At 62.3% G+C, this 25056-nt stretch carries 21 protein-coding genes; 8 read left to right on the forward strand and 13 right to left on the reverse strand.

Annotated features, from left to right (window positions below; all coding sequences use genetic code 11):
• Positions 1-45 precede the first annotated feature (45 nt).
• Entirely contained in the window at positions 46-1623 is a 1578-nt protein-coding gene (locus N554_RS37455) for a CHASE3 domain-containing protein (RefSeq protein ID WP_081851353.1), read from the reverse strand.
• 261 nt (positions 1624-1884) lie between these two features.
• Here N554_RS37455 and N554_RS0121550 point away from each other — a divergent pair, with 261 nt between their 5' ends.
• The 3 genes from N554_RS0121550 to N554_RS0121560 all read left to right on the forward strand — a co-directional run bounded on the left by N554_RS0121550 (position 1885) and on the right by N554_RS0121560 (position 4154).
• Positions 1885-2139: a hypothetical protein gene (locus tag N554_RS0121550; protein WP_029585369.1), complete on the forward strand. Its 255-nt coding sequence runs from the start codon at positions 1885-1887 to the stop codon at positions 2137-2139.
• 316 nt (positions 2140-2455) lie between these two features.
• Positions 2456-2929, forward strand: coding sequence for a hypothetical protein (locus N554_RS0121555; protein ID WP_029585370.1), 474 nt, complete (start codon positions 2456-2458; stop codon positions 2927-2929).
• Complete coding sequence (locus N554_RS0121560) at positions 2922-4154, forward strand: HlyD family secretion protein (RefSeq protein ID WP_029585371.1); 1233 nt, start codon at positions 2922-2924, stop codon at positions 4152-4154. Before N554_RS0121555 ends, N554_RS0121560 begins: the two co-directional genes overlap by 8 nt.
• Before the next feature lie 46 nt (positions 4155-4200).
• Here N554_RS0121560 and N554_RS0121565 read toward each other — a convergent pair whose 3' ends face one another.
• Positions 4201-4896, reverse strand: a complete 696-nt coding sequence (locus N554_RS0121565) for an RlmE family RNA methyltransferase (protein WP_029585372.1) — start codon at positions 4894-4896, stop codon at positions 4201-4203.
• Between the two features lie 73 nt (positions 4897-4969).
• Complete coding sequence (locus N554_RS0121570; RefSeq protein ID WP_051677629.1) at positions 4970-6004, reverse strand: Ppx/GppA phosphatase family protein; 1035 nt, start codon at positions 6002-6004, stop codon at positions 4970-4972.
• A gap of 285 nt (positions 6005-6289) precedes the next feature.
• On the opposite strand from N554_RS0121570, the gene N554_RS0121580 reads away from it, so the two are divergent.
• Positions 6290-8665: a xanthine dehydrogenase family protein molybdopterin-binding subunit gene (locus N554_RS0121580; protein WP_029585374.1), complete on the forward strand. Its 2376-nt coding sequence runs from the start codon at positions 6290-6292 to the stop codon at positions 8663-8665.
• A 277-nt stretch (positions 8666-8942) separates the two neighbouring features.
• On the opposite strand, the gene N554_RS0121585 is transcribed toward N554_RS0121580, so the two are convergent.
• Complete coding sequence (locus N554_RS0121585) at positions 8943-9743, reverse strand: hotdog family protein (protein ID WP_029585375.1); 801 nt, start codon at positions 9741-9743, stop codon at positions 8943-8945.
• Between the two features lie 162 nt (positions 9744-9905).
• Here N554_RS0121585 and N554_RS0121590 point away from each other — a divergent pair, with 162 nt between their 5' ends.
• The 3 genes from N554_RS0121590 (at position 9906) to N554_RS0121600 (ending at position 13475) form a co-directional block, all read left to right on the forward strand.
• On the forward strand, positions 9906-10403 hold the full coding sequence (locus tag N554_RS0121590) for a YaiI/YqxD family protein (RefSeq protein WP_029585376.1): 498 nt from the start codon (positions 9906-9908) through the stop codon (positions 10401-10403).
• Positions 10404-10413: 10 nt separating this feature from the next.
• Entirely contained in the window at positions 10414-12225 is a 1812-nt protein-coding gene (locus tag N554_RS0121595; protein WP_029585377.1) for an ABC-F family ATP-binding cassette domain-containing protein, read from the forward strand.
• A 167-nt stretch (positions 12226-12392) separates the two neighbouring features.
• Entirely contained in the window at positions 12393-13475 is a 1083-nt protein-coding gene (locus N554_RS0121600) for a D-TA family PLP-dependent enzyme (RefSeq protein ID WP_029585378.1), read from the forward strand.
• Positions 13476-13518: 43 nt separating this feature from the next.
• Here the strand turns inward: N554_RS0121600 and N554_RS0121605 are convergent, their stop codons facing one another.
• The 9 genes from N554_RS0121605 to N554_RS0121645 all read right to left on the reverse strand — a co-directional run bounded on the left by N554_RS0121605 (position 13519) and on the right by N554_RS0121645 (position 23639).
• Complete coding sequence (locus N554_RS0121605; RefSeq protein ID WP_029585379.1) at positions 13519-14769, reverse strand: BaiN/RdsA family NAD(P)/FAD-dependent oxidoreductase; 1251 nt, start codon at positions 14767-14769, stop codon at positions 13519-13521.
• A gap of 124 nt (positions 14770-14893) precedes the next feature.
• On the reverse strand, positions 14894-15811 hold the full coding sequence (locus N554_RS0121610) for an SDR family NAD(P)-dependent oxidoreductase (protein WP_029585380.1): 918 nt from the start codon (positions 15809-15811) through the stop codon (positions 14894-14896).
• A 115-nt stretch (positions 15812-15926) separates the two neighbouring features.
• Positions 15927-16406, reverse strand: a complete 480-nt coding sequence (locus tag N554_RS0121615) for a MaoC family dehydratase (RefSeq protein WP_029585381.1) — start codon at positions 16404-16406, stop codon at positions 15927-15929.
• Between the two features lie 4 nt (positions 16407-16410).
• Positions 16411-18147: an AMP-binding protein gene (locus N554_RS0121620; protein ID WP_029585382.1), complete on the reverse strand. Its 1737-nt coding sequence runs from the start codon at positions 18145-18147 to the stop codon at positions 16411-16413.
• 3 nt (positions 18148-18150) lie between these two features.
• A complete protein-coding gene (gene mmsB / locus N554_RS0121625) occupies positions 18151-19038 on the reverse strand; it encodes a 3-hydroxyisobutyrate dehydrogenase (RefSeq protein WP_029585383.1) in 888 nt (295 codons plus the stop codon).
• Positions 19039-19065: 27 nt separating this feature from the next.
• Positions 19066-20160: an enoyl-CoA hydratase/isomerase family protein gene (locus tag N554_RS0121630; RefSeq protein ID WP_029585384.1), complete on the reverse strand. Its 1095-nt coding sequence runs from the start codon at positions 20158-20160 to the stop codon at positions 19066-19068.
• Positions 20160-21302, reverse strand: coding sequence for an isobutyryl-CoA dehydrogenase (locus N554_RS0121635; RefSeq protein WP_029585385.1), 1143 nt, complete (start codon positions 21300-21302; stop codon positions 20160-20162). The genes N554_RS0121630 and N554_RS0121635 overlap by 1 nt, the downstream gene beginning before the upstream one ends.
• 38 nt (positions 21303-21340) lie before the next feature.
• Positions 21341-22837, reverse strand: coding sequence for a CoA-acylating methylmalonate-semialdehyde dehydrogenase (locus N554_RS0121640; RefSeq protein WP_029585386.1), 1497 nt, complete (start codon positions 22835-22837; stop codon positions 21341-21343).
• A gap of 163 nt (positions 22838-23000) precedes the next feature.
• Positions 23001-23639 (reverse strand): TetR/AcrR family transcriptional regulator, encoded by a 639-nt coding sequence (locus N554_RS0121645; RefSeq protein WP_029585387.1) that lies wholly within the window; start codon positions 23637-23639, stop codon positions 23001-23003.
• A 273-nt stretch (positions 23640-23912) separates the two neighbouring features.
• Here N554_RS0121645 and N554_RS0121650 point away from each other — a divergent pair, with 273 nt between their 5' ends.
• Complete coding sequence (locus tag N554_RS0121650) at positions 23913-24683, forward strand: enoyl-CoA hydratase (RefSeq protein WP_029585388.1); 771 nt, start codon at positions 23913-23915, stop codon at positions 24681-24683.
• The last annotated feature ends 373 nt before the right edge of the window (positions 24684-25056 follow it).

Consider the following 25056-nt stretch of genomic DNA (forward strand, 5'->3'; position numbering starts at 1 on the left):
TTCGCGGCGAAGCACGCCGCCCACCTTCGGGATCATGCGCTAACGCTACGAAGAGGATGTCGCCGGCGTCGGTGCTGGCGGCTCACTTCCGTCGGCTGGCAGCGTGAACTGAAAAACGGCGCCGTGCGGTGTGTTCGGCGACGCCCAGAAACGCCCGCCATGGGCTTCGATGATCGATCGGCAGATCGAGAGCCCAATGCCGATACCTTTGGGTTTGGTCGTATAGAAGGACTCGAAGATGCGATCGGCGGTCGCCGGATCTATTCCCGCGCCCGTATCCTTGACTGCAACGAGCACGCCGCCCGCTTCAACGCGTTCCGAAGATATCGTCAATATTCTAGGGCGGTCCGTGACCGCGCTCATGGCTTCAATGCCGTTCATGATCAGATTGAGCAGAACCTGCTGCAGCTGCACCCGATCCCCGAACACCGTCCGATCGCCGGTGGACAGATCCGTGTGAAGCACAAGATTGTGCAGCGTCAATTCGCTGCGGGTGAGCGCCAGAATTTCCTGAATGGCGCCATTGATGTCGAGCCTTTCCAATTGGGGCCTGGATTTCTTTGTCATTGCGCGGAGGTTTTCGATTATTTCAGCCGCGCGCCTGCCGTCTTGGATGATGTACGACAATGTCCCCCGCGCTTCATCGAGGTTGGGCTCGTCCCGGTTGAGCCAGCGCAGGCCGGCCTCGCCATGGGTCACTATGCCGGTCAAGGGTTGGTTGACCTCATGGGCAATGGAGGCGACAAGTTCGCCCATCGTCGCCAGCCGGCCAACGCGGGCGAGTTCCGCCTGGGTCCCCTGGCGTTCCATCATGTTATCCTTAAAAATCTGGACCGCCGTCGCCATCGCGCCAATCTCGTCCTCGCGACCAACCTCGGGCACTTCGACGGCGCTATCGCCTTTGGCAAGCGTTGTCATGGCGCTGGTCATGCGAGTGATCGGCACGGCGATGCCGCGCGTGAGTAGAACGCCCATCAGCGTCGCAATGATGAGCGAGGCTGCACCGCCGATGATTGTCGCCACGTATGCAGTCGCGAACGCCTCTTTGCGCACGACGTCACGCTTCGCCAACAGATCGCGCTCAATCCCGTCGATTTCGTCCACTTTGGCGCGGATGAGGTCCATTGCGGCTTTGCCGGCCTCCGAGCCCTCCAAGGCGCGCGCATCCTCGCGCGTCTCGGGCGTCGCCATCAGCGCGATCTCCCGCTCGGCAATCTCCGAACGCCACTTCCTCGCCAGCTCGTTGAGTTCGTCGAGCCGGCTCTGCGGCGCGGGGTCGTCCGAGGTAAGGGCTTTTATTTTCTGGATCGCTGCGGTGTAGGCATTGCCACCCCTATGATAGGGCTCCAGAAATTTCTCCTCGGCGGTGATCAAATAGCCGCGCACACCGGTTTCCTGCTCCACCATTGCGTCCATTGCCGCCTGTAGCGTCTCCAACACGTCGGTGGTTTGGACATGCTGATTTTTGGCCCATTCGATCACGCGAAGTCTGTCGTAGACGATAGCGCTGCTTACAAATATGACGACGACCACTGCGGAAAACGCGGCCATAAGCTTGCGCGAGATCGGCAAGTTCGCAAAAGCGGACACATGATCCTCTGAAGCGTTACGCTGTGAACTCATTAAGGTCCGCCTCGAAGCGGCCGAACGCGCCGTTGGCGAGCCGCCACAATCTTAAGGCATCTCATCGAAAATTGGCCCGGCAAACTTGGCAGCGTGCCGCCGCGGCGCAGTCGCGGCCGCCCGTTGCCGCCGTCCCCCTGTCAACAGAGCGTGGTTGGCCGCAAGATCGATCGGGTCAAATAATACCTTCGAATGTGTGGTAAGGCTAGTTCGCAATAGAACTGAAACGGTGTGTCTATGCAGGTTTTACGCACGCGCGCGATGTGGCTGCTGACGGCGTTGATCGTCGCAGACGGCGCTACCAGTGCGGCCGCCACGCCATTGAACCCATTTCGCTATGAAGCTCAGGCGCAGCGACATTGCCCGACTGACACTGTGGTCTGGCTCGATTTTCGAAAAGAGATTTACTACCTCAAACGGCAGAAGCGCTACGCCCTGGGCAGCACCGGCAGCTTCGTGTGTCTGAACGAAGCCCGCAGCAACCGCTACCGCCGCTCGTTGCTTGGACTTCGGTAGGCAGGTCAATGAAGCCAGCGACTTCAACTCTAGTTTAGAAAAGCTACGTGATCGCTAGCACCCGAACGCAAGGCGTCATCTCCTGTTTCTCTCACGATAGCTGCCGCTCGGAGAGTTGCCGTTTGTCCGTTTTTGGAGGTACGGGGCGAAGTGCAGCCTAAACATCCGCTTTGAGCAGTCTGTGAATGTGAGTATCTGCCGCTGCAGATAAAGTTGCGCTTGCCAAGTTGCAGCCTTGTGCGAGTATGGAACCTTCTGTGAAGTCTGAGGTGCCTGCCTCGGCGCACAATTTGCAATATTCGGAATCGAGAGATATTTGAGCGAATCCCTTCATCCAAGCGCCCCCCATCATCTACCAGGCTTCATCACCGCTCCGGGCGACACCGATACCCTGATGGTGGTGGTCGGCATCGTCCTGATCGGCTCCGTTCTTGCGGTGGGCAATTTCTATCTGCATTTGCACACTTTGCCCGAGCGAATGGCGCACAAGTCGCAAAAGCTGCAATTCGAGATCGTGGCTGTGCTGGGCTTGCTGGCGCTCTTTACGCACATCCATCTCTTTTGGATCGTAGGGCTGTTGCTTGCCATGATCGACCTGCCCGATTTCAGCACGCCACTGCGCAGCATCGCAGGTTCGGTCGAAAAAATCGCGGGTTTGCCGCCCGGCGAAGCAACGGCCGAGCTTGCGAATGACGAGATGGCAGCCGGCGTTTCTCACACGGCGGCTGCGGGAGCGCCGGCTACGACAAAAGCCGGCGCCGCCAAGAGTGAGGTGCCGAACCATGCTTGAGCTGCTTCTCTGCTCCTTGCTGACCATCTTTCCGGACTACCTTTATCGCCGCTACAGGCAGGGCAAGCGCCTCGGAAAGGAGATCACGTTCTATTCGGTGTGGTTCGAACTCAGGTTTGGCATCATTACGTGTCTCATGCTGACGGTGGCCCTGATTACTGTCATCTTTTATTTCCATCCATCCACCTCGACGGCGACCTTGTTCTACAGGACCGTTCCGATCGTTCCCGAGATCACCGGCCGGGTGGCGGAAGTTCATCTTGATTACAGCGCTCCCGTCAAGAAAGGCGACGTGATCTTCAGGCTGGACAGTTCGAAGCAGGAAGCCGCCATGGAAACGGCCCGGCGCAAGATTGCCGAGGTCGATGCTGCTTTGCTGACCGCGCAGACGGATATTCTCAAGGCAGAGGGGCAGATCCAGGAAGCAAAGGGCGCCTATCAGCAGGCGTCGGACGAACTGGACACCAAGCGCGAACTCCAGAAACGCAATCCCGGCATCGTCCCGCAGCGTGACATCGAAAAGCTCGAGGTGCTGCTCGCCGGCCGTCAAGGCGCCCTTGATGCCGCCACGGCGTCGAAGCAGTCGGCAATGACCCGCGTGAGCGCTCTTCTCCCTGCCGAGAAGGCGAGCGCCGAGGCGGCGTTGGCGGAAGCGCAGGTGGATCTTGACAAGACCTATATTCGTGCGGGCGTCGACGGGCGCGTCGAACAGTTCCTGTTGCGCGCGGGAGATGTCGTCAATCCCATGATACGGTCTGCCGGCATCCTCATTCCTGAAGGTGCGGGGCGACGAGCCCTTTCAGCAGGGTTCGGCCAGATCGAAGCACAGGTCATGAAGGTTGGGATGGTCGCCGAGGCGACATGCATCTCGAAACCCTGGACGATTATTCCGATGGTGGTGACGGGCGTGCAAAATTACATCGCGGCGGGGCAATTCCGGGGTGGCGAGCAACTGCTCGAAGCGCAGCAGGTACAGCGTCCGGGCACAATTCTTACCTTCATAGAGCCAATCTACAAAGGTGGCCTCGATGGCGTTACGCCCGGAAGCAGCTGCATCGTCAATGCCTATACCAGCAACCACGAGCTGATTGCCTCAAAGCAGACCGGCGCATTCAAGGGTCTTGTGCTGCATGCCGTCGACGCCGTCGGAATCGTGCATGCGATGCTGTTGCGCGTCCAGGCCCTGCTGCTTCCCGTCAAGACGCTGGTGCTGAGCGGCCACTGATTCTGCTGCGGACTTGTTCCACTGGCTCGCTTTTTGAGTCATGCTCTCAGGATAACGGTCTTCCCTGCACGCCCCGAAATCCCATGGCCAGCACGTAGCGTTCGGAGGAGTCTTGCCGGCTCGATGCCGGCTTCACATGACGCACGCTTGAAAAATCGCGCTTTAGTTGTGCCAATAACTCAGCATCGGCGCCGCTCTGAAACACCTTGGCGACGAACGTTCCACCGGGATTGAGCACGTCGGAGGCGAACGCGGCAGCGCCTTCGACGAGGCCGAGGATGCGCAGCTGATCGGTCTTGCGATGGCCTGTGGTGTTGGCGGCCATGTCGGACAGCACCACATCCGCGCGGCCACCCATCATCTTGAGCAATTTGTCGGGCGCGTCGTCGGCGAGAAAATCGAGCTGTGCAAAGCTGACGCCTGGTATCTCCGGCATCTCCAAGAGGTCGATCGCGACGACCTTGCCCTTGCTGTCCGTCGCGCCGACACGTTTGGCTGCGATCTGGCTCCAGCCGCCGGGCGCCGCGCCGAGATCGACCACCGTGATGCCGGGTTTGAGGAAATGGTACTTGTCATCGATTTCGATCAGTTTGTAGGCCGCGCGCGAGCGCAACCCCTCCCGCTTGGCCTGCGCCACATAGGGATCGTTGAGCTGCCGCTCCAGCCACAGTTTCGATGACAACTTGCGCTTGCCACCGGTTTTGACCGTTACGTGCAGCCGCCCGGTGGTATCCTTCGCCATATCGGTATTGTTTCCCTTGGAGAACTTATCCTGGAGAACCGGTGCCGCTCTAGCACATTGCGAGCCGAGGCGCCTATCGGCATCCGCTGAGAGCGCGGTCCTCGCGCATCATCTCGACCAGCATTCCCTCGCGCAGGCCGCGATCAGCGACACGCAGCCGCGGCAGCGGAAACGCATCGCGGATCGCATCGAGAATGGCGCAGCCTGCCAGCACCAGGTCGGCGCGCTCGACACTGATACAGTTATTGTTGGCGCGCTCCTGATAGCTCATATCGAGCAGGCGTGCGATGGTGGCGGTGATATCCGCATCGCTCATCCAGACGCCGTCGATGCGGCGGCGATCGTATCGTACCAGGTTGAGATGAACCCCGGCCAGCGTTGTCACCGTGCCGGAGGTGCCGAGCAGATGCATATCCCTGAGATCGGCGCCGTGCTCAGATGCAAAAGGCGCGACGTGTTGCGCGACCTCCTGCACCATCCGCGCATAGGATTGTTGCGTCACGTCCCTGCCGCCGAAATGCTCTGCCAATGTGACAACGCCGAGCGGAATCGACATCCAGTCCTTGATGCGCGGCACGGCGTCTTGTTGGTCCGGATCGCGCTCGATCCGAACCAGCTCCGTCGATCCCCCGCCGATGTCGAACAGAATGGCGCCGCGCCCCCGCGGATCGAGCAGCGGCGAGCAGCCGATCACGGCAAGCGTCGCCTCGGTTTCGCGGTTGATTACCTCTAACCGGATGCCGGTCTCCGCCGCGACCCGGTCCCGGAAGCCATCGGCGTTCGATGCCGCGCGACAGGCTTCCGTTGCGATCAGTCGCAGGCGCTTGGCTTTCCTGGACTGGATCTTGTCGCGGCAAATGCTTAAAGCGCCAATGGCGCGCTCGATCGCGGCGTCGCTGATACGGCCGGTCGCCGAGATGCCCTCGCCCAACCGGATGATCCGCGAGAATGAATCGACCACGCGAAATCCGTCGCCGGTCGGACAGGCGATCAGCAGGCGACAATTATTGGTACCGAGGTCCAGCGCAGCGTAGACGCCGGTTCCCGTGGCCGGCGCATTGACCGCGATCGATCCCCGCAGGCCACCGAGCGGCCCCTGGCCGTCCATGCTACGCGGCTCTTTCCCGTCGCTGCGCGGCCGCTGGCTTTCGCCTCCGCGCGGCCCAAAGCCATCGCGAAGCCGCGTGTCATCGTTCATCCAGAATGTCTTTCCGTGGCCATATCGACCAACGAGGAATTTCCGTTCACGGAAACTTTAGCAGCGCGCACCGGCGGCGCAACAGCCGTTCACAACGACACCATGCCCAATCAGGCGTTGTCGATCGGATAGGGGTGCCTTATCTGCTTGGAGGCTGCGAAATCGCGCAAAAATTCGGCATTTAGGTGTGTTTCAATGCAAGATCATACGTCTCCCTCTTCCCTCGAAAACGCCATCCCACTGCAAAAATTCGGCGTCGGGCAGCCGGTCCGCCGCAAGGAAGACGACACGCTGGTGCGCGGCAAGGGCAGATACACCGACGATTTCAATCTGCCCGGTCAGGTCTTTGCCTGGGTCGTGCGCTCCAGCCACGCCCATGGCATCATCCGCGGCATCGACACCGCTGCCGCGAAAGCCATGCCCGGCGTGCTCGGCGTCTGGACGGGCGCCGACCTCGCCCCTGCAAACTACGGCCCCTTCGCCTGCGGCCTGCCGCTGAAGAGCCGTGACGGCACACCGCTGTTGCAGACCAACCGCACCGCGCTCATGACCGACAAGGTACGTTATGTCGGCGATCCCGTGGCGTTCGTCGTGGCAGAGACGCTCGCGCAGGCGCGCGACGCCGCCGAAGCGGTGGTGGCCGATATCGACCCTTTGCCGGCGGTCACCAACCCCGAGGAAGCGGCCAAGCCCGGCGCACCGCAGCTTTACGATCACATCCCCAACAACGTGGCACTGGATTATCACTACGGCGATGCCGCCAAGGTCGAGGCCGCCTTCGCCGGCGCCGCACATGTCACAAAACTCGATATCGTCAACACCCGGGTCGCCGTGGTGGCGATGGAGCCGCGGGCGGCGCTGGCCTCCTACGACAAGGCGAGCGAGCGCTACACGATTCAGGTGCCGACCCAGGGCGTCGCCGGCAATCGCACCAATCTCGCCAAGAACATCCTGAAAGTTCCGAACGAGAAGGTTCACCTGCTGACCGCCAATGTCGGCGGCTCGTTCGGCATGAAGAACATCAACTATCCCGAATATATCTGCATATTGCATGCGGCGAAGGCGCTGGGCCGTCCGGTGAAATGGACCGACGAGCGCTCGACCAGCTTTCTGTCCGACAGCCATGGCCGCGCGCAGCAGATTCACTGCGAGCTTGCGCTCGACAGCGAAGGCAAATTCCTCGCGGTCAAACTCTCAGGCTACGGCAATCTCGGCGCTTACATTGCCGGCGTCTCGCCGGGCCCGCTCTCGCTGAACGTCGGCAAGAATCTGGCCAGCGTCTATCGCACGCCGCTGATGACCGTCGACATCAAGACCGTCTTGACCAACACCACGCTCATGGGCGCCTATCGCGGCGCCGGACGCCCCGAGGCAAACTACTTCATGGAGCGCTTGATCGATCGCGCCGCCGATGAAATGGGCATCAACCGGCTGACGCTGCGCAAACGCAATTTCATCAAGCCCCAGCAAATGCCGTTCGAAGCGTCATCCGGCGTCACCTACGACAGCGGCGATTTCCAGGGTGTCTTCAACAAGGCCCTTGAGATCTCCGATCACGACGGCTTTGCCAAACGCAAGAAGGAGACCCGCAAGCAGGGCAAGCTCCGAGGCATTGCGATCGGCTCCTATCTCGAAGTCACCGCACCTCCCAGCGTAGAACTCGGCAAGATCGTGTTTGAAGATGACGGCTCGGTGCGGCTGATCACCGGCACGCTCGACTATGGTCAGGGGCATGCGACACCGTTTGCGCAAGTGCTGGGTGCGCAACTCGGCGTCCCCTTCGAAAGCGTCAAGCTCGAGCAAGGCGACAGCGACCTCGTGCATACCGGCAACGGCACCGGCGGCTCGCGCTCCATCACCGCCAGCGGGATGGCAATCGTCGAGGCTTCAAAACTGGTCGTCGAGAAGGGCAAGCGCGCGGCCGCGCATCTGATGGAAGCCTCGGAAAGCGACATCGAGTTCGCGAACGGTCGCTTCACCATCGCCGGCACCGATCGCAGCATCGACATCATCGAGCTGGCGCGCCGCCTGCGCGAAGGCAAGATGCCGGAAGGCGTGCCGTCGTCGCTCGACGTCGACCATACCACCGAGGCCGTGCCATCGACCTTTCCCAATGGCTGTCATGTCGCGGAAGTCGAGATCGATCCGGAAACCGGAATCGTGCAAATCGTGCGCTATACCGGCGTCAACGACTTCGGCACCATCGTCAATCCGATGCTGGTCGCCGGGCAGCTTCATGGCGGCGTCGCGCAAGGCATCGGTCAGGCGCTGATGGAACACGTCAACTACGATGCAAGCGGCCAGCCGATTACCGGTTCGTTCATGGACTACGCGATGCCCCGCGCCGAAGACATTCCCATGATGGCGGTCGGCGACCACCCCGTGCCCGCGAAATCCAATCCGCTGGGCACCAAAGGCTGCGGCGAAGCCGGATGCGCCGGCAGCCTCTCCACCATCGTCAACGCGGTACTCGACGCGCTCTCTGAATACGGTATTGCGCATATCGACATGCCGCTGACGCCTGAGCGGGTCTGGCGCGCCATCCAGGAGGCGAAGGCGAAGGCGGCGTGAGGTAGGACCACACGCAACAGTCGTTGCCCGGCTTGCCCGGGCGATCCAGTATTCCAAAGCTGGTAGTGATTGAGTCGTGACGCCGCGGCGTACTGGGTCCCCGCTTTCGCGGGGGACGACGAGGTGGATGTTGGAGAGACGTGCGCTACATCCAACATCCGTCATACGCGGGCTTGACCCGCGTATCCATCAATCTTTCACGAGAGTCTTGCGAAGAGGATGGATTGCCGGGTCAAGCCCGGCAATGACGAGTTGAGAGAAGTCGCACGTGCCCCCTTTAGGCCGCTGCCTGCTCGCGCGGCTGGTAGATCGCAATGTGCTGGCAATGCGCCACGGGGCTGCGGCCGTTGGCGACGACCAGCGCGTCGAGTTCAACGAAACGGTGGCCCTTCTTTTCATAGTTGCCGGTCACCTTGGCGCGCGCCGTCAGTTCATCGCCACTGCGAGCCGCGTTGAGAAGCTGCATCCGGCTGCCGACATGGATCCACGGCCCGAGAATGGCATTGTCGACCAGCACCTTGTTCATAACTCGCTGCAGCAGGCCGGGATGACCTAGTCCTTCGCTGGCGTAGATCGGATCGGTCTCGCGAATGTCCGTCAGGTAATCTCTCGCCACATCGCCGGCCCAGGCGCGCGGAACCGTGCCGAGCCACTTGCCGAGTTCATATGACGTTGCGTCGACCGGTCTGCGCTCCGTCACGGCAGCGGTTTCGCTGAAGTCCGACATCGAGACGGCTGGAGCGGACGCAGATAATGACGCGCTCCCGGTGGCACAGAGCTGTCCACGGCTTTCAACCTTGATCACAAGCCCGCCATCGCCCTCCTCCCCGGTGACGTCGGCGGTCTCGCCATCATAGACCGGCTTGACGAAACGCGCCTCGATCAAGCCGCGCTCGAGAAAGGCGCGGCCCCATTTCGAAACCGGCAGGTGCATCATGTAGGCCATCACATCGACGCCGGGGACGAGCCCGCCGCTGAAGCCGAACCGCTTCGCAACGGTGTCGTCATGTATCTTGTTTTCAGATTGCTTTGAGGTGTTGTAGGCCGAGACGCGATACGGCTCGATGCGGCTCGTCATGCCTGTTTCCCTGATTTGGCTGGCTTTTCTGTCGATAATCGTACGCGAACAAAATGCCGTGGCAAGCGCGTTCCATCAGCTGTTTTGCTCGCAATTCCGCTTCCGATGGAGTACCACCCGTGCATCCGGGAGCACCCGCGTTCCCCGCCTAAATCCCAACCGATGACGCCATTCTTGAACACCACCCGCATCTATGTCGACGCCGACGCCTGCCCGGTCAAAGACGAAATCTACCGCGTCGCCGCCCGTCATGGCCTGCCCGTCAGCGTCGTCGCCGGCAATTTCATTCGGGTGCCGCAGGACCCGATGATCGAGCGTGTCGCGGCCGGTGCGGGGATGGACGCCGCCGATGACTGGATCGCGGAACGCGCCGGAAGGGGCGATATCGTCATTACATCCGATATCCCGCTGGCGAGCCGCTGCGTCAAAGCGGGGGCCGAGGTGATCGCGCCGAACGGCAAGCCGTTTACCGAACAGTCGATCGGGATGACGCTCGCGGTTCGCAACCTGATGACCGATTTGCGTTCATCCGGCGAGGTGACCGGCGGACCCAAATCGTTCGCTCCGCGCGATCGCTCGGCGTTCCTGTCGGCGCTCGATCAGACCATCCGCCGCATCCAGCGCCAACGCGCGGAGCAACCGGCACAGAAACAGAGTTGAATCAAACGCTATGGCGCCTCCGCTAATCCAGTTGAAAGACATCAAGCTGACCTTCGGCGGCACACCGCTATTGTCGGGCGTCGAACTGTCGGTGTCATCAGGCGAGCGCGTGTGTCTGATCGGCCGTAACGGCTCCGGCAAATCGACGCTGCTGAAGATCGCGGCCGGCCTCGTCGAACCCGACAGCGGCAGCCGCTTCGTGCAGCCCGGCGCCACCATCCGCTATCTGCCGCAGGAGCCGGATTTTGCCGGCTTCGCCACGACGCTGGCCTATGTCGAAGCAGGCCTCGGCCCCGGTGACGACCACTATCAGGCCCGCTACGTTCTGGAGCAACTCGGGCTTCACGGCGACGAAGACCCCGCGAATGTATCCGGCGGCGAAGCCCGCCGCGCGGCGCTGGCGCGCGTGCTGGCGCCCTCGCCCGATATCCTGCTCCTGGACGAGCCCACCAACCATCTCGATCTCACCACTATCGAATGGCTGGAGAGCGAACTCGGCGGCCGCCGCAGCGCGCTGGTCATCATCAGCCATGACCGCCGCTTCCTTTCAAATCTGTCGCGGAGCACCGCGTGGCTCGATCGCGGTCAGATCAGGCAGATCGACCGCGGCTTCAGCGCGTTCGAGGCCTGGCGCGACGAGGTGCTGGCGGAGGAAGAGCGCGACCAGCACAAGCTCGACCGTAAAATCGTCAACGAGGAGCATTGGCTGCGCTACGGCGTTTCCGGCCGCCGCAAGCGCAACGTCAAGCGGCTCGGCAATCTCTACGCACTGCGCGACCAGCGCCGCGACTATCGCGGCGCCGCGGGGAACGCCAACCTCGCCGCCGCGGAAGCGGACAAATCCGGCAAGCTGATCATCGAAGCCAAGGACATCGGCCGCTCGTATGGCGACCGCAAGATCGTCGACGGCTTCTCGATACGGGTTCAGCGCGGCGACCGCATCGGTATCGTCGGGCCGAACGGCGCCGGCAAGACCACGCTGATCGACATGCTGACCGGTGCGAAGCCGCCCGATAGCGGCACCATCCGGTTCGGCGCCAACATCGAAATGGCGACGCTGGACCAGCATCGCGAAAGCCTTGATCCCAAATCGACGCTCGCGGAAGCCCTAACCGGCGGACGCAGCGACCACGTGATGGTCGGCGGCAAGCCGAAGCATGTTGTCAGCTACATGAAGGATTTTCTGTTCGGGCAGGAGCAGATGCGAACGCCGCTGGAAGTGCTTTCCGGCGGCGAACGCGGCCGGCTGATGCTGGCGCGCGCACTGGCAAAACCCTCCAACCTCTTGGTGCTGGACGAGCCGACCAACGATCTCGATCTCGAAACCCTCGACGTATTGGAGGAAATGCTCGGCGACTACGCCGGCACCGTGATCCTGATCAGCCACGACCGCGATTTTCTCGATCGGGTAGTGACCTCGGTGATCGCGCCGGAGGGCGACGGCCGCTGGGTCGAATACGCCGGCGGCTATACCGACATGCTGGCGCAGCGCGGCGCGGATTTGAAGCGCGAGGCGGTGAAGGCTGCCGCGGCCGAAACCGCAAAGGGAACCAAGGGCGGCGCGGCTTCGGGCGCATCCAGGCGCCGGCTCAATTTCAACGAAAAGCACGCGCTGGAAACGCTGCCGAAGACGATCGCCAAACTGCAGGCCGAAATCGCAAAGCAGCAGCGGCACCTTGACGACCCCAATCTATACACCAAGGATCGCAAGAAATTCGATACCGCCTCGGCCGCGCTTACGACGGCGCAGAAAGAGCTGCAGGCGGCTGAAGACAAATGGCTGGAGCTCGAAGTGCTGCGCGAAGAAATCGAACAGGCCTGAGGCCACAGGATAATTCCACCGTCATTGCGAGGAGCACTTGCGACGAAGCAATCCAGCTTCTTTAAACATGGCATTAGGCTGGATTGCTTCGCGGAGTTTATCATCGGGCGCGCGTTGCGCGACCCGTTGGCTCGCAATGACGGGAATACACAACCGGAGCCGACCTTATGACCACACCCCTCGCCGCCAAGATAGCCCGCGAATACGGCACGCCCGCCGCGGTGATCGACATGGATCGCGTCGAGCGCAACATCGCGCGGATCCAGGCGGCGTGCGACGCCGCCGGCGTCGCCAATCGCCCGCATATCAAAACCCACAAGAGCCCGATGCTGGCGAAGCTGCAGATTGCCGCCGGGGCCAGCGGCATCACTTGCCAGAAACTCGGCGAAGCGGAGGTGATGGCGGACGCCGGCATTGATGACATCCTGATCAGCTACAACCTGATCGGCGAGCAAAAGATGGCCCGGCTCGGCGCGCTGCAGGCCAAGGCCAACATGACCGTCGCCGCCGACAATCCGGTTGTGATCGCGGGCCTGCCGCAGGCCGCTGCTATTTCCGGCCGCCCGCTCTCGGTCGTGGTCGAGTGCGACACCGGACGCAAGCGCGCCGGGGTCGAAACGCCGGCGGAAGCGGTCGCGCTGGCGCGCGAGATCGCGGCCTCAAAGGGGCTCACGTTTGCCGGCTTCATGCTGTATCCGACGGAGAGCGGCTGGCCAGAAGCACAACGATTTTACGACGAAGCTTTGGCCGGCGTCCGCGCGCACGGACTTGACGCGGCAATGGTGTCTACCGGGGGCACGCCAAATCTAAAGAATGTCGGCAAACTCAAAGGAGCCACCGAGCATCGGCCCGGCACCTACATCTACAACGACCGGATGCAGGTCGCGGCCGGCGTCGCGACCTGGGACGATTGCGCGCTGAGCATCTATTCGACCGTGGTGAGCCGGGCCGGCCCGGATCGCGGCATTCTCGACGCCGGTTCAAAGACGCTCACCTCCGACACCGGCGGCGGGCTCGACGGCCACGGGCTGATCCTTGAACATCCGGAGGCGAAGATCGCGCGCTTTGCCGAAGAGCACGGCTTTCTCGACCTCACGCGCAGCAATACCCGCCCCAATGTCGGCGATGTGGTCCGGATTGTGCCGAACCACGTCTGCGTCGTCGTCAACATGATGGATGAGGTGGTGATGGTGCGCGGCGACGAGATCGTCGGCACGCTGCCAGTCGCGGCGCGCGGGAAGCTGCGGTAGGCGAATAGCGAGTGGCGAATGGCGAATAGGAAACTTCCATTCGCTATTCGCCACTCGCTATTCGCCTCTCCAGCCACTTCAACACACCCCTTCCCGCCGCTGCCCCCGTGGCAAACGAGGCCTGCAGCAGATAGCCGCCGGTCGGCGCTTCCCAATCGAGCATCTCGCCGGCGGCGAAGACGCCGGGCAAGGGGCGGATCATAAAGTCGGCGTCGAGTTCGCTGAATGCGATTCCGCCCGCGGTCGAGATCGCGCGTGCGATCGGCGCGACACCGTTGAGTTCAATCGGCACGGCATTGATCAATCCGGCAAGGCTTGCAGGCGACAGCGATGAGAGCGACACGCCTGAAGCAATCGCCGCCTCCTGCAACAGTCCAATACCGGCTGGAGAAAGCTGCGCCGCCTTTCGCAGAAAATTGGAGAGCGATTGTTTGCCCTTGGGAGCCGACAGCCGCGCCATCAGGTCGTCCTCCCCGAGATCGGGCCGCAATGCGATGCGGAGCGTCGCCTGCCCGGAACTGGCGATGGCCTCGCGCAAGCCGGCCGCCAGCGCGTAGATCGCGCCGCCTTCGATGCCGGATCGGGTAATGACCGCTTCGCCGCGCACGGTGTGCGCACCAAATGACAGCGCAACGCTTTTTAGCGGTTGGCCTTCGAAGCGGTCGCGGAAGATATCGGACCAGGCAACAGTGAAACCGCTATTGGCGGGCCTGAGCGGCGATATCGTCACACCTTTCCCAGCGAGCATTTCGACCCAAGCGCCGTCGGACCCAAGCCGCGGCCAACTCGCGCCGCCGAGCGCGACCACCGTTGCGCGCGCGTCGACGGCGCGTTGCCCGCCAGGAGTTTGAAACAATAGACGGCCATCCGCGTCCCAGCCGATCCAGCGATGGCGCAGCGCGAGTTGCACGCTCATGGAATCCAGCCGCCGCAGCCATGCGCGCAGCAAGGGCGAAGCCTTGAACGCATTTGGGAAAACCCGGCCGCTGGAGCCGACGAAGGACGGCTGTCCCAGCGCCTCGCTCCATGCGCGCAACGCGGCAGGCGGGAACGCGTCGATAGCAGGCGCGATATGCGGCATCGCCTCGCCATATCGCTTCAAAAATTCCGGCATCGCTTCGCTGTGCGTCAGATTGAGCCCGCCGCGTCCGGCCATCAGGAGCTTGCGGCCCGCCGACGGCATGGCGTCATAAACCGTGACGGTAGCGCCGCCTTGCGCCAGCACCTCGGCCGCCATCAGGCCGGCAGGACCGGCGCCGATGACGGCGACGTGATTTGTAGGAGATGGGGTCATGCCGCGAGTGTAGGCTGGATTCGCGGACCGCAAAAAACAGCGGTCATTCCGGGACACGCGTCTTCGCGTGGACCCGGAATCTCGAGATTCCGGGTTCGATGCTTCGCATCGCCCCGGAATGACATCAAAGCTTCACGCCCGCCCTCGCCGCGGCCTGTTCGACATATTTCTGGGTCTGCTGGAACGCGCCTTCCAATGCCTTCGCCTTCGACATGTCGCTGATCTCGGCGAAATGCGCGGCGACTGCGTCGGGCGTCCAATCGGATTGCGGCAGGTTGACGCCTTCGGTTTCCATGATCTTGATCACCGCGAACGACCCCGCCCCCGCGCCCATGATCGTGCGCGTCGGTGCATCCTCGCCGAGCAAATACAGTACCGCCGGCGTGATCGCTTCCGGCCTCATCAGCGCGAGCGCCTGCGGCGGAAGCAGTTCTTCCGTCATCCGCGTCGCCGCAGTCGGCGAAATCGTGTTGACGCGGATGTTATTCTTGCGGCCTTCCTCGGCCAGCACGTTCATCAGGCCGACCATGCCGGCTTTGGCGGCGCCATAATTGGCCTGGCCAAAATTGCCGAACAGGCCCGACGACGAGGTGGTGACGACGATGCGACCGTAATTGCGCTCGCGCATGCCATTCCACACCGCCTTGCAGCAATAGAACGTGCCGGTGAGATGGACGTCCAGCACCTTCGCAAAATCGGCCAACTCCATCTTGGCGAAAGATTTATCGCGCAAGATGCCAGCGTTGGCGCAGATTAGATCGACACTGCCCCATTCTTTGGTTGCGCGATCCACCATCGCCGTGACCTGCTCGAAGTCAGAGACATCGGCGCCGTCGGCCATCGCCACGCCGCCGGCCTTGCGGATTTCTTCAACCACGCCTTGCGCCGGAGTGATCGATCCGCCGGATCCGTCGCGGGCGCCGCCGAAATCGTTGACGACGACCTTTGCACCGCGGCTCGCCAGTCCCAGCGCGTGCGCCCGTCCAAGGCCATTGCCCGCGCCGGTGACGATAGCGACGCGTCCGTCAAACCTGATTGTCATGTATGGATTCCTGTTCGCTCGTCATGCCCGGACTTGATCCGGGCATCCATCCAAATTCGATGGTTTTTGATCAGTGATGGATTGCCGGGTCAAGCCCGGCAATGACGGCTGGTGGTCATGCGAAGTAGATCAGGCCGATCCAGTCGGCCACGAGCGCGGGCTTTTCCTCGCCCTCGATCTCGACGCTGACATTGGTGCACGACAGCAGTTCGGTCGGCTTTCTCAGCTTCGCTTCCGCGAGCCTAAAGCGGCCACGGACGCGCGAACCTGAGCGCACCGGCGAGATGAAACGCAGCTTGTCGAAGCCGTAATTGATTCCCATTGTCGTACCCTGGATGACCGGCATTACCTCATACGACATGATGCTCATCAGCGACATCGTCAGAAATCCGTGCGCCACTGTCGTGCCGAAGGCTGTTTCCCGCTTCGCGCGTTCGGGGTCGACATGGATGAATTGATGATCCTCAATCACATCAGCATAGACGTCGATCCGCTTTTGATCGATTAGATGCCATGAGGACACGCCGACCTCATGGCCGACCATTTGCTGATAGGCCTCAAGCGAGATCGGCGGCTTCTTCCAGACTTCATTCATCCAATCAATTCTCCACTGAACCAGCCGGCCGCAGTTTTTGCAGTTCCGGGAAATCCTCCTCGCGGAATTCCTCGCCCCTTAGCGGATCGTCGCGATTACTGTCGTTCTCCAGACGGCGCAACTGTACGCGGCGAATCTTGCCGGAAATCGTCTTCGGCAGCTCCGTCACGAGCTCGATCCGCCGGATGCGTTTGAACGGAGCGAGCCGCGTGTGCAGGTGGCGAAAGATCGATAGCGCGGTTTCCGCCGAGCGCTCCGCGCCCGATGCCAGCAGCACATAGGCTTTCGGGATCGCAAGTCGGATCGGATCAGGACTGGGAACCACGGCGGCCTCGGCGACCGATTGATGTTCGAGCAAAATGCTCTCAAGCTCGAACGGACTGATCCGGTAATCGGATGATTTAAAGACGTCATCGGAGCGGCCGACGAAGGTGAGATAACCCTCATCATCGGCAAACACCACATCGCCGCTGCGATAGAGATCGCCGTCCGCGCCGCTCAATTTGCCGCCGTCACCCTGATAGCCCTGCATCAGGCCCGCGGGCCGGTCAGCACCAAGCACCAGGGTGACCTCGCCCTCTTTCGTAACCTGCCCGTCAGTATCGGTGATCTGCACGCGATAGCCGGGCAACGGCCGGCCCATCGATCCGACCTTCACCTTCTGGCCCGGCGAATTCCCCGCCAGCGCTGTGGTTTCGGTCTGGCCGTAGCCGTCGCGGATCGTCAGTCCCCATGCCGCGCGAACCTGATCGATCACTTCGGGATTGAGCGGCTCGCCGGCGCCGCAAACCTCGCGCAGCGACACCTTGAACGTTGCCAGCTTCTCCTGAATGAACAGCCGCCACACCGTCGGCGGCGCACAGAGCGTGGTGACGCCGCAACGGCCAATCGTTGCGAGCAATCCCTTGGCGTCGAAACGCGGCTGATTGACCACGAACACGGTCGCGCCGGCATTCCACGGCGCGAAGAAGCAGCTCCAGGCGTGCTTGGCCCAGCCCGGCGAGGAAATGTTCAAATGGATGTCGCCGGGCTGCAGCCCGAGCCAGTACATTGTCGACAGTCCGCCGACGGGGTAGCTGCGCTGGCTGTGCCGTACCAGCTTCGGCTTTGCCGTGGTGCCGGAAGTAAAATACAGCAACATCGGGTCGTCGGCGTTGGTCGGTCCGTCCGGCTTGAACGTTTCTGGAAAATCCGCGGCTTGCTCGTAAGCGAGCCAGCCCTCATGCTTCGACGGCGCACCGACCACGATGCGAACAAGTTGATCTCCGCCGAGACCGGCGATTTTCGCGACCTGCTCCTGCGATGCCACCACCACCCTGGCGCCGCCGCGATCGAGCCGGTCACGCAGTTCATCGGGCGTCAACAGCGTGGTCGCGGGGATCACCACCACGCCGAGCTTCATCGCCGCCAGCATGGTCTCCCACAGCGGAACGACGTTTCCGAGCAGCAGCAGCAAATGGTCGCCGCGCTTCAGTCCCTGCGCGCGGAGAAAATTCGCGGTCTGATTGGAACGACGAGACAGCGCGGCGAACGACACTTTTGTCTCTTGGTTGCTGACGGCATCGACGATCCACAGCGCCGGCCGATGCTTGCTTTCGGAATTGCCCGCCAGCTCCGCGTCAAACCAGTCCAGCGCCCAGTTGAACGGCACCGGATCCGGCCAACGGAATCCCTTCACCGCCGCATCGTAGTCAGTGCGGTGCTTGAGCAGAAACGAGCGCGCCTCCTGGAAAGTGGTCATCAGCTATTTTCCGGCGAGGCCGCGGACATGCTGGATGATGCCCGAAAAATCCAACCCGCCATTTCCCGCGGCGTCGAACGCCTTGTAAATTTCCTGCGCGTGCTTGCCGAGCGGCGTCGCCGCCCCGGCGGCCTTTGCCGCATCCTGTGCCAGCGTCAGGTCCTTCACCATCAAGGCCGCGGCAAAGCCTGGCTTGTAGTCATTATTCGCAGGCGACGTCGGCACCGGACCCGGCACCGGACAATACGTCGTCAGCGACCAGCATTGCCCTGACGAGGTCGAGGCGACATCGAACAGCGCCTGATGTGACAGGCCGAGCTTTTCGGCAAGCGCAAAGGCTTCGCCGACCGCGATCATGGAAATGCCCAGGATCATGTTGTTGCAGATTTTCGCCGCCTGCCCGGCACCGGCGCCGCCGCAATGCACGATTTTCTTGCCCATGTTTTCCAGCACCGGCTTCGCCGCAGCGAAGGCTTTGCCCTCGCCGCCCGCCATGAAGGTCAGCGTCGCACCCTTGGCGCCGCCGGTGCCGCCGGACACCGGCGCGTCGACCGAGAGGACGCCGTGCTCCGACGCCAGCGCATGGGCCTGCACCGCGCTTTCGACATCGATCGTCGAACAATCGATGATCAGCGATCCCTTGCCCATCGACGGCAAAATCTCGGTCCAAACCGAAAGAACATGTTTGCCCGCCGGCAGCATGGTAATGACGATTTCGGCGCCCTTCACCGCGCCAACCGCGCTGTCGGCGATCCCTGCACCATCGGCTTTCGCCTGATTGCGCGAGGCTTCCACCAGATCGAAGCCTGTGACCCTGTGACCGGCCTTGACCAGATTGGCGGCCATCGGGCCGCCCATGTTGCCGAGCCCGATGAAGGCAATGTTTGCCATGTCTACTTCCCTCCGCTCAAGGCGTCTCTATTTTGCTTTGTCGAACACCAGTTCGTCGGCGCCGAGTTCCGCGAAGTAAGGCGCAACCATCTCAGGCGTCACGTCCTCGATCCGCGATAGCGACCAGCGCGGATTGCGGTCCTTGTCGATGACCGCCGCGCGCACGCCTTCGCGAAAATCGTCGCTCGCGAACACTTCCAGCGCGGCGCGATACTCCCGCACCAGGCATTCCTCCAGCGAGGACGAAGCCCGCGCCAGCCGCAACAGTTTTAAGGCGACAACCATGCCGCGCGGTGACTTCTCGTTCAATATCCTCAGCGTCGATTGCGCCAGTTCCGAACCATCCCGCTGCAGCGCCGCGATGATATCTTCCATCCGGTCACAGGCAAACCAGGGGTCGATTTGCGACTGGATGGCGGCGACAGGTCCTGATGTCTCGCCGGTCGCAAAACTATCGATCACGGCTTTCACTTCGGTAGAGCTCACGCCCGCGCGAAGGTTGACGAGCTTCTCGCGCAGGGCGCCGAGTTTGTTCGAGGGCACGACCGCATCCGCAAAACGCGCATAGATCGCATCCGGCCCATTCATGGTTTGACCGGTCAATCCGAAATAAGTGCCGATCTCTCCCGGCGAGCGCGACAGCAGCCAGGTGCCGCCGACATCCGGAAAGAAACCGAGACCGACCTCCGGCATTGCAAGCCTGGTCCGCTCGGTCACAACGCGATGGCGGCCGTGCGCGGAGAGCCCGACGCCGCCGCCCATCACGATGCCATCCATGAAGGCGACATAGGGTTTTGAGAACTTGGCGATGCGCGCGTTGAGGATGTACTCCTCGCGCCACAGTATCTTGCCGAGATCGCCCTTGACTTGCGAGCTTTCATACAGCGCCCGGATATCGCCGCCGGCGCAGAGACCTCGGTCGCCGGCGCCTTCCAGCAGGATCAGGCCGATCGCGGGATCAGACTCGAATTCGTCCAGCGCCTTGTCGATGTCGCGAAACATCTCCAGCGTCACGGCATTGATCGCTTTCGGCCGGTTGAGGCGGATAATGCCGGCCGCGCCTTCGCGCCGCGCGATCAGATCGGGTTCTTGACCCGCTAACGCAACCGCGGAAACCGTCATCACGCTCCCTCGATCAGCTTGCGCGAAACAATCAGCCGCATGATCTCGTTGGTGCCTTCGAGAATCTGATGCACGCGCAGATCGCGCACGATTTTTTCGATGCCGTATTCGCTCAAGTAGCCGTAACCGCCATGCAATTGCAGCGCCTGATTGGCAACCTCGAAGCCTACGTCAGTGCCGAAGCATTTTGCCATCGCGCATAACATGGTCGCGTCGGCATCCTTGCGGTCGAGCGCCGCTGCCGCGCGCCAGACAAAGGTCCGTGCCGCCTCCAGTTCGGTCGCCATGTCGGCAAGGCGAAATTGCAGCGCCTGGAATTCGTCGAGGCGCTTTCCGAAGGCCTTGCGCTCTTTCATATAGGCCAGCGACTTGTCGAGTGCGGATTGCGCGCCGCCGAGCGAACATGCCGCGATATTGATCCGTCCGCCGTCGAGCCCGGCCATCGCGATCTTGAAGCCGATGCCTTCATCGCCCAACCTATTGGCAACAGGCACGCGCGCATTCTCGAAAATCACGGCGCGGGTCGGTTGCGCGTTCCAGCCCATCTTGCGCTCATTGGCGCCGAGCGAGAGCCCGGGCGTATCGCCCTCGATAACGAGCGTCGAGATGCCACCGGGTCCATCTTGGCCGGTCCGCACCATCACCACATAGAGGTCGCCGCTGCCGGCGCCGGAAATGAACTGCTTCTGGCCGTTGAGCACGTAGTGGTCGCCATCGCGCACCGCGCGGGTCCGAAGCGCCGCCGCATCCGATCCGGAGCCGGGCTCGGTCAGGCAATAGCTCGCCAATAGCTCCATGGTACAGAGCTTCGGCAGCCACTTTTTCCGCTGGGTGTCGTTGCCGAAGGCATCGATCATCCAGGAAGCCATGTTGTGGATCGAGATGAACGCCGACACGGTCGGGCAACCCTGCGCCAAGGCCTCGAAGATCAGCGCCGCATCGAACCGCGTCAGCGCCGAGCCACCGACGTCATCGCGGATGTACACCCCGCCGATGCCGAGCGTGGCCGCCTCGCGCATGACGTCGACAGGGAAATGCTTCTCCTCATCCCAGCGGATCGCATGCGGCGCGATTTTCTCCGCGGCAAACTCCCGCGCCATATCGCGAACCGCAATCTGGTCCTCGTTGAGAGCGAATTGCATCCGATCTGCGCGCCTGTCTCAGGAGATCATGCGCCGGGTCAATTCATGGTCGGAATCGAGAACTCCGCGCCCTCCTTGACGCCGGAGGGCCAACGCGCCGTCACCGTCTTGGTCTTGGTGTAGAAGCGGATCGAATCCGGGCCATGCTGGTTGAGATCGCCGAAGCCGGATTTCTTCCAGCCGCCGAAAGTGTAATAGGCGATCGGCACCGGGATCGGCACGTTGATCCCGACCATGCCGACATTGACCTTGGCCGCGAAATCCCGCGCGGCGTCGCCGTCGCGGGTGAAGATCGCAACACCATTGCCGTAATCGTGATCGGACGGCAGGCTCAAAGCCTCATTGTAGTCGTGGGCACGCACCACCGAGAGGACGGGTCCGAAAATCTCTTCCTTGTAGATCCGCATGTCCTTGGTGACGTTGTCGAACAGGCAGCCACCCATGTAGAAGCCCTTCTCGTAGCCCTGCATCTTGAAGCCTCGGCCATCGACTGCCAGCGTGGCACCCTCTTTGATGCCGATCTCGACATAGTTCTTGACGCGATCAAGCGCCTCCTTGGTGACCAGCGGACCGTAATCCGCGGACGGATCGATCGAGGTGCCGATCTTCAGGCTCTCGACGCGCGGAATCAGTTTCTCCATCAGCCGGTCGCCGGTGGTCTTGCCGACGGGCACCGCCACCGAGATCGCCATGCAGCGTTCGCCGGCCGAGCCATAGCCCGCGCCGATCAGCGCATCGACCGTCTGGTCCATGTCGGCGTCCGGCATGACGATGGCGTGGTTCTTGGCGCCGCCGAAACATTGCGCACGCTTACCGGTGGCGGCGGCGCGCTCGTAGATGTATTGCGCGATCGGCGAGGAGCCGACAAAGCCGACGGCGCGGATATCGGGATCGTCGAGGATCGCATCGACCGCTTCCTTGTCGCCATTGACGACGTTGAGGATGCCCGGCGGCAGGCCCGCCTCGATCATCAACTTTGCCAGCGCCATCGGCACGCCGGGATCGCGCTCCGACGGCTTGAGCACGAACGCGTTGCCGCAGGCAATCGCGGGCGCGAATTTCCACATCGGGATCATCGCGGGGAAATTGAACGGCGTGATGCCGGCGACGACGCCCAGGGGTTGGCGCATCGAATAGATGTCGATGCCCGGGCCGGCGCCCTCGGTATATTCGCCCTTCATGAGATGCGGAATGCCGCAGGCGAATTCCACCACCTCAAGGCCGCGCTGGATGTCGCCCCTGGCGTCGGGGACGGTCTTGCCATGCTCGCGCGCCAGGAGATCGGCCAGCTTGTCGTAGTCGCGCTGCGCCAGTTCAAGGAACTTCATCATCACGCGGGCGCGGCGCTGCGGATTGGTGGCGCCCCACTCCACTTGCGCCGCCTTGGCGTTTTCGACCGCGGCGCGTAGTTCGGCTTTGGAAGCCAGCGCCACCTGGGCCTGAATATCGCCGGTCATCGGCTCAAATACGTCCGCGAACCGGCCCGAAGTGCCCTTGACCTCGCGGCCGCCGATAAAATGTCCGATTGTACGCATGCGTTCCTCCAAGACCTTCGCGAGTGCAGGTTTGGCCGCATCTTGCAGTCTTTGCGGCGTTTGGAAAGGGCCTCGACGCGCAACGCATTTGCGAAAATGCGGGCATGCGACCGCATTTCCGGGACATTGAACCAATGTCGTATGGGATTACCGGCTGGCCTTGTCAGTGCCGAGCTGAGGTAGCGGCTTTCCGGAGCGCGGATTTCTTCGCCGCCCGCTTCGGCGGAGTTGCGCCAGCGAGCACGGCATCGCGCCCGGCGCCGAGAATTTCGTCGGAAAAGTCGCCGTTGCCGGCGACGCGGGCCAGCACCATCGTCCCCATCATGGTGGCGATCGTGGCCATCGCCTGTTTGCGCGCGGCCTTGCGCGGAACGTCCGGAATCTGCGCGGCGAGCGCGTCGATCATCTGCTCCAGCTTGGCGGCGAACGCCTTGCGAGTCTTCGGGCTCTCGCGCGCGATCTCCGCGGCCAGGGTTGGAATGGCGCAACCACGACCCGGATCATCGCGATGCTCCGGCGTCAGGTAGGATTCCACGATGGTCGTCACCCGCTTGTCCGGCGGCGTCTGCTCCGCGATCTTGCGCCAGCGCTCGGTCGAGCGATCCATCGCGTAGGCAAAAGCCTCGATCACCAGCGCTTCCCGGGAATCGAAATGGGCGTAGAACCCGCCATGAGTAAGCCCCGCGTCCTTCATCAGGTCGGCGACACCAACTCCATGCGCACCCTTCTCGCGAAGCCGCACCGAGGCTTTCTTCACGATTCGCGCGTGGGTCTCGAGCTTATGTTCCTTCGAATAACGCATCGGCGGCCCCATAAGATGTTTGCAGTCATATAATAACATCTGTTGCCGCATAAAGCTGCATGTTATTTCGTCAATTTACTCGTTGGCGCGGCCTCCCCATCGGCGCGAAAGGCGCGCGGTCGCGTGCACCGCGAGATTGCCGGCACCGTCGTGGACGAAGCCACTTCGCAGCGGTTGCGCCGCCGCAGTGACTGGCGCTTGACAAGACAGCCTATTCCTCGGGAAGTGGCACGATACCCGCCGACCCGCGCCCTTGCGATTGCGAGACCGTCCATGCAAATGCTCAATCCCTATTGTGGCGTCGATCGCGACCCGCGCGGCGTCGTCCGCTTGACGATCTGCAACGCCGGCTCGCTCAATATCCTCGGATCGGCCGCCATCAAGGGCGTTCGCGAAGGGCTGGAGGCCCTCTCGACGGACCGGCAGATTCGGGTCCTCGTCATCGCCGGGCAAAGCCCGAAGAGCATGATCGGCGGTGCCGACATCAAGGAAATGGCGAAGCTCGATCAGGCCGCCGCCGAGAAATTCATCACGGGCTTGCGTGATCTCTGCGAAGCGGTGCGCGCGTTTCCGGCGCCGGTGATCGCGCGCATGCCCGGCTGGTGCCTGGGCGGCGGGCTGGAAGTCGCCGCCGCCTGTGACTTCCGGATTGCCGCGCACGACGCCAGGTTTGGTATGCCGGAGGTCAGGGTCGGGATTCCCAGCGTCATCCATGCGGCGCTGCTGCCACGGCTGATCGGCTGGGGCCGCGCCCGCTGGCTGGTGATGACCGCCGAAAATATCGACGCACCTACCGCGCTCGCCTGGGGGCTGGTCGACGTCGCCGCGCCGGAAGGCGGCCTCGATGCCGCGGTCGAGCGCACAGTGGCGGCGCTTCTGGAATGCGGTCCCGAAGCGCTGCGTTCGCAGAAAGCCCTGCTCAGACAATGGGAAGAGCTGCCGCTGACGGAATCCGTCAACCTCAGCATCGGCGTGTTCGGGCGATCGTTCCTGACCGACGAGCCGCACCGGCTGATGCAGGGTTTCATCGACAGGAAGCGGTAGCGAAGCCTGCTAACTGCAAATAGTCCGTCGCCTCAAGAAGTCGTCATGCCCGCCAACGGGTCGGCGCAAAGCGCCGCCCGATTGCATGCACGGCGGGGTATCCAGTAATCATCGAACGCAGTGTTTACTGGATCATCCGCCTGCGCGGATGATGACAGTGTTGGTTGTTGGATCCACCCGGGCCTCCACCGGCCAGAACCTTTTCCGTTTCGATAGAATCGAAACGGGGCTCTAGATTCTTGATTTGACGCGTTTTCTTGATGCGAACCGGTTTCCACTTCGCTTGAAAACGCTCCAGTCCATCTCACGACAATTAATCCGCCGCGATGGTTGCAAATTTTGCGATGCATCATATGATGCATATCATCCAAAC

Origin of the sequence: Bradyrhizobium sp. URHD0069 (assembly GCF_000701345.1) — a bacterium.
Classification (GTDB): domain Bacteria; phylum Pseudomonadota; class Alphaproteobacteria; order Rhizobiales; family Xanthobacteraceae; genus Bradyrhizobium.

Bases quoted from the DNA above. Each gene is read 5' to 3' on its own strand.
- N554_RS0121600 (WP_029585378.1), top strand. From the start codon at position 12,393: ATGACCACACCCCTCGCCGCCAAGATAGCCCGCGAATACGGCACGCCC.
- N554_RS0121570 (WP_051677629.1), bottom strand. From the start codon at position 6,004: ATGGACGGCCAGGGGCCGCTCGGTGGCCTGCGGGGATCGATCGCGGTC.
- N554_RS0121560 (WP_029585371.1), top strand. From the start codon at position 2,922: ATGCTTGAGCTGCTTCTCTGCTCCTTGCTGACCATCTTTCCGGACTAC.
- N554_RS0121620 (WP_029585382.1), bottom strand. From the start codon at position 18,147: ATGACCACTTTCCAGGAGGCGCGCTCGTTTCTGCTCAAGCACCGCACT.
- N554_RS0121550 (WP_029585369.1), top strand. From the start codon at position 1,885: ATGTGGCTGCTGACGGCGTTGATCGTCGCAGACGGCGCTACCAGTGCG.
- mmsB (WP_029585383.1), bottom strand. From the start codon at position 19,038: ATGGCAAACATTGCCTTCATCGGGCTCGGCAACATGGGCGGCCCGATG.
- N554_RS0121590 (WP_029585376.1), top strand. From the start codon at position 9,906: ATGACGCCATTCTTGAACACCACCCGCATCTATGTCGACGCCGACGCC.
- N554_RS0121565 (WP_029585372.1), bottom strand. From the start codon at position 4,896: ATGGCGAAGGATACCACCGGGCGGCTGCACGTAACGGTCAAAACCGGT.
- N554_RS0121640 (WP_029585386.1), bottom strand. From the start codon at position 22,837: ATGCGTACAATCGGACATTTTATCGGCGGCCGCGAGGTCAAGGGCACT.
- N554_RS0121610 (WP_029585380.1), bottom strand. From the start codon at position 15,811: ATGACAATCAGGTTTGACGGACGCGTCGCTATCGTCACCGGCGCGGGC.
- N554_RS0121605 (WP_029585379.1), bottom strand. From the start codon at position 14,769: ATGACCCCATCTCCTACAAATCACGTCGCCGTCATCGGCGCCGGTCCT.
- N554_RS0121635 (WP_029585385.1), bottom strand. From the start codon at position 21,302: ATGCAATTCGCTCTCAACGAGGACCAGATTGCGGTTCGCGATATGGCG.
- N554_RS37455 (WP_081851353.1), bottom strand. From the start codon at position 1,623: ATGAGTTCACAGCGTAACGCTTCAGAGGATCATGTGTCCGCTTTTGCG.
- N554_RS0121645 (WP_029585387.1), bottom strand. From the start codon at position 23,639: ATGCGTTATTCGAAGGAACATAAGCTCGAGACCCACGCGCGAATCGTG.
- N554_RS0121615 (WP_029585381.1), bottom strand. From the start codon at position 16,406: ATGAATGAAGTCTGGAAGAAGCCGCCGATCTCGCTTGAGGCCTATCAG.
- N554_RS0121650 (WP_029585388.1), top strand. From the start codon at position 23,913: ATGCAAATGCTCAATCCCTATTGTGGCGTCGATCGCGACCCGCGCGGC.
- N554_RS0121630 (WP_029585384.1), bottom strand. From the start codon at position 20,160: ATGACGGTTTCCGCGGTTGCGTTAGCGGGTCAAGAACCCGATCTGATC.
- N554_RS0121595 (WP_029585377.1), top strand. From the start codon at position 10,414: ATGGCGCCTCCGCTAATCCAGTTGAAAGACATCAAGCTGACCTTCGGC.
- N554_RS0121585 (WP_029585375.1), bottom strand. From the start codon at position 9,743: ATGACGAGCCGCATCGAGCCGTATCGCGTCTCGGCCTACAACACCTCA.
- N554_RS0121580 (WP_029585374.1), top strand. From the start codon at position 6,290: ATGCAAGATCATACGTCTCCCTCTTCCCTCGAAAACGCCATCCCACTG.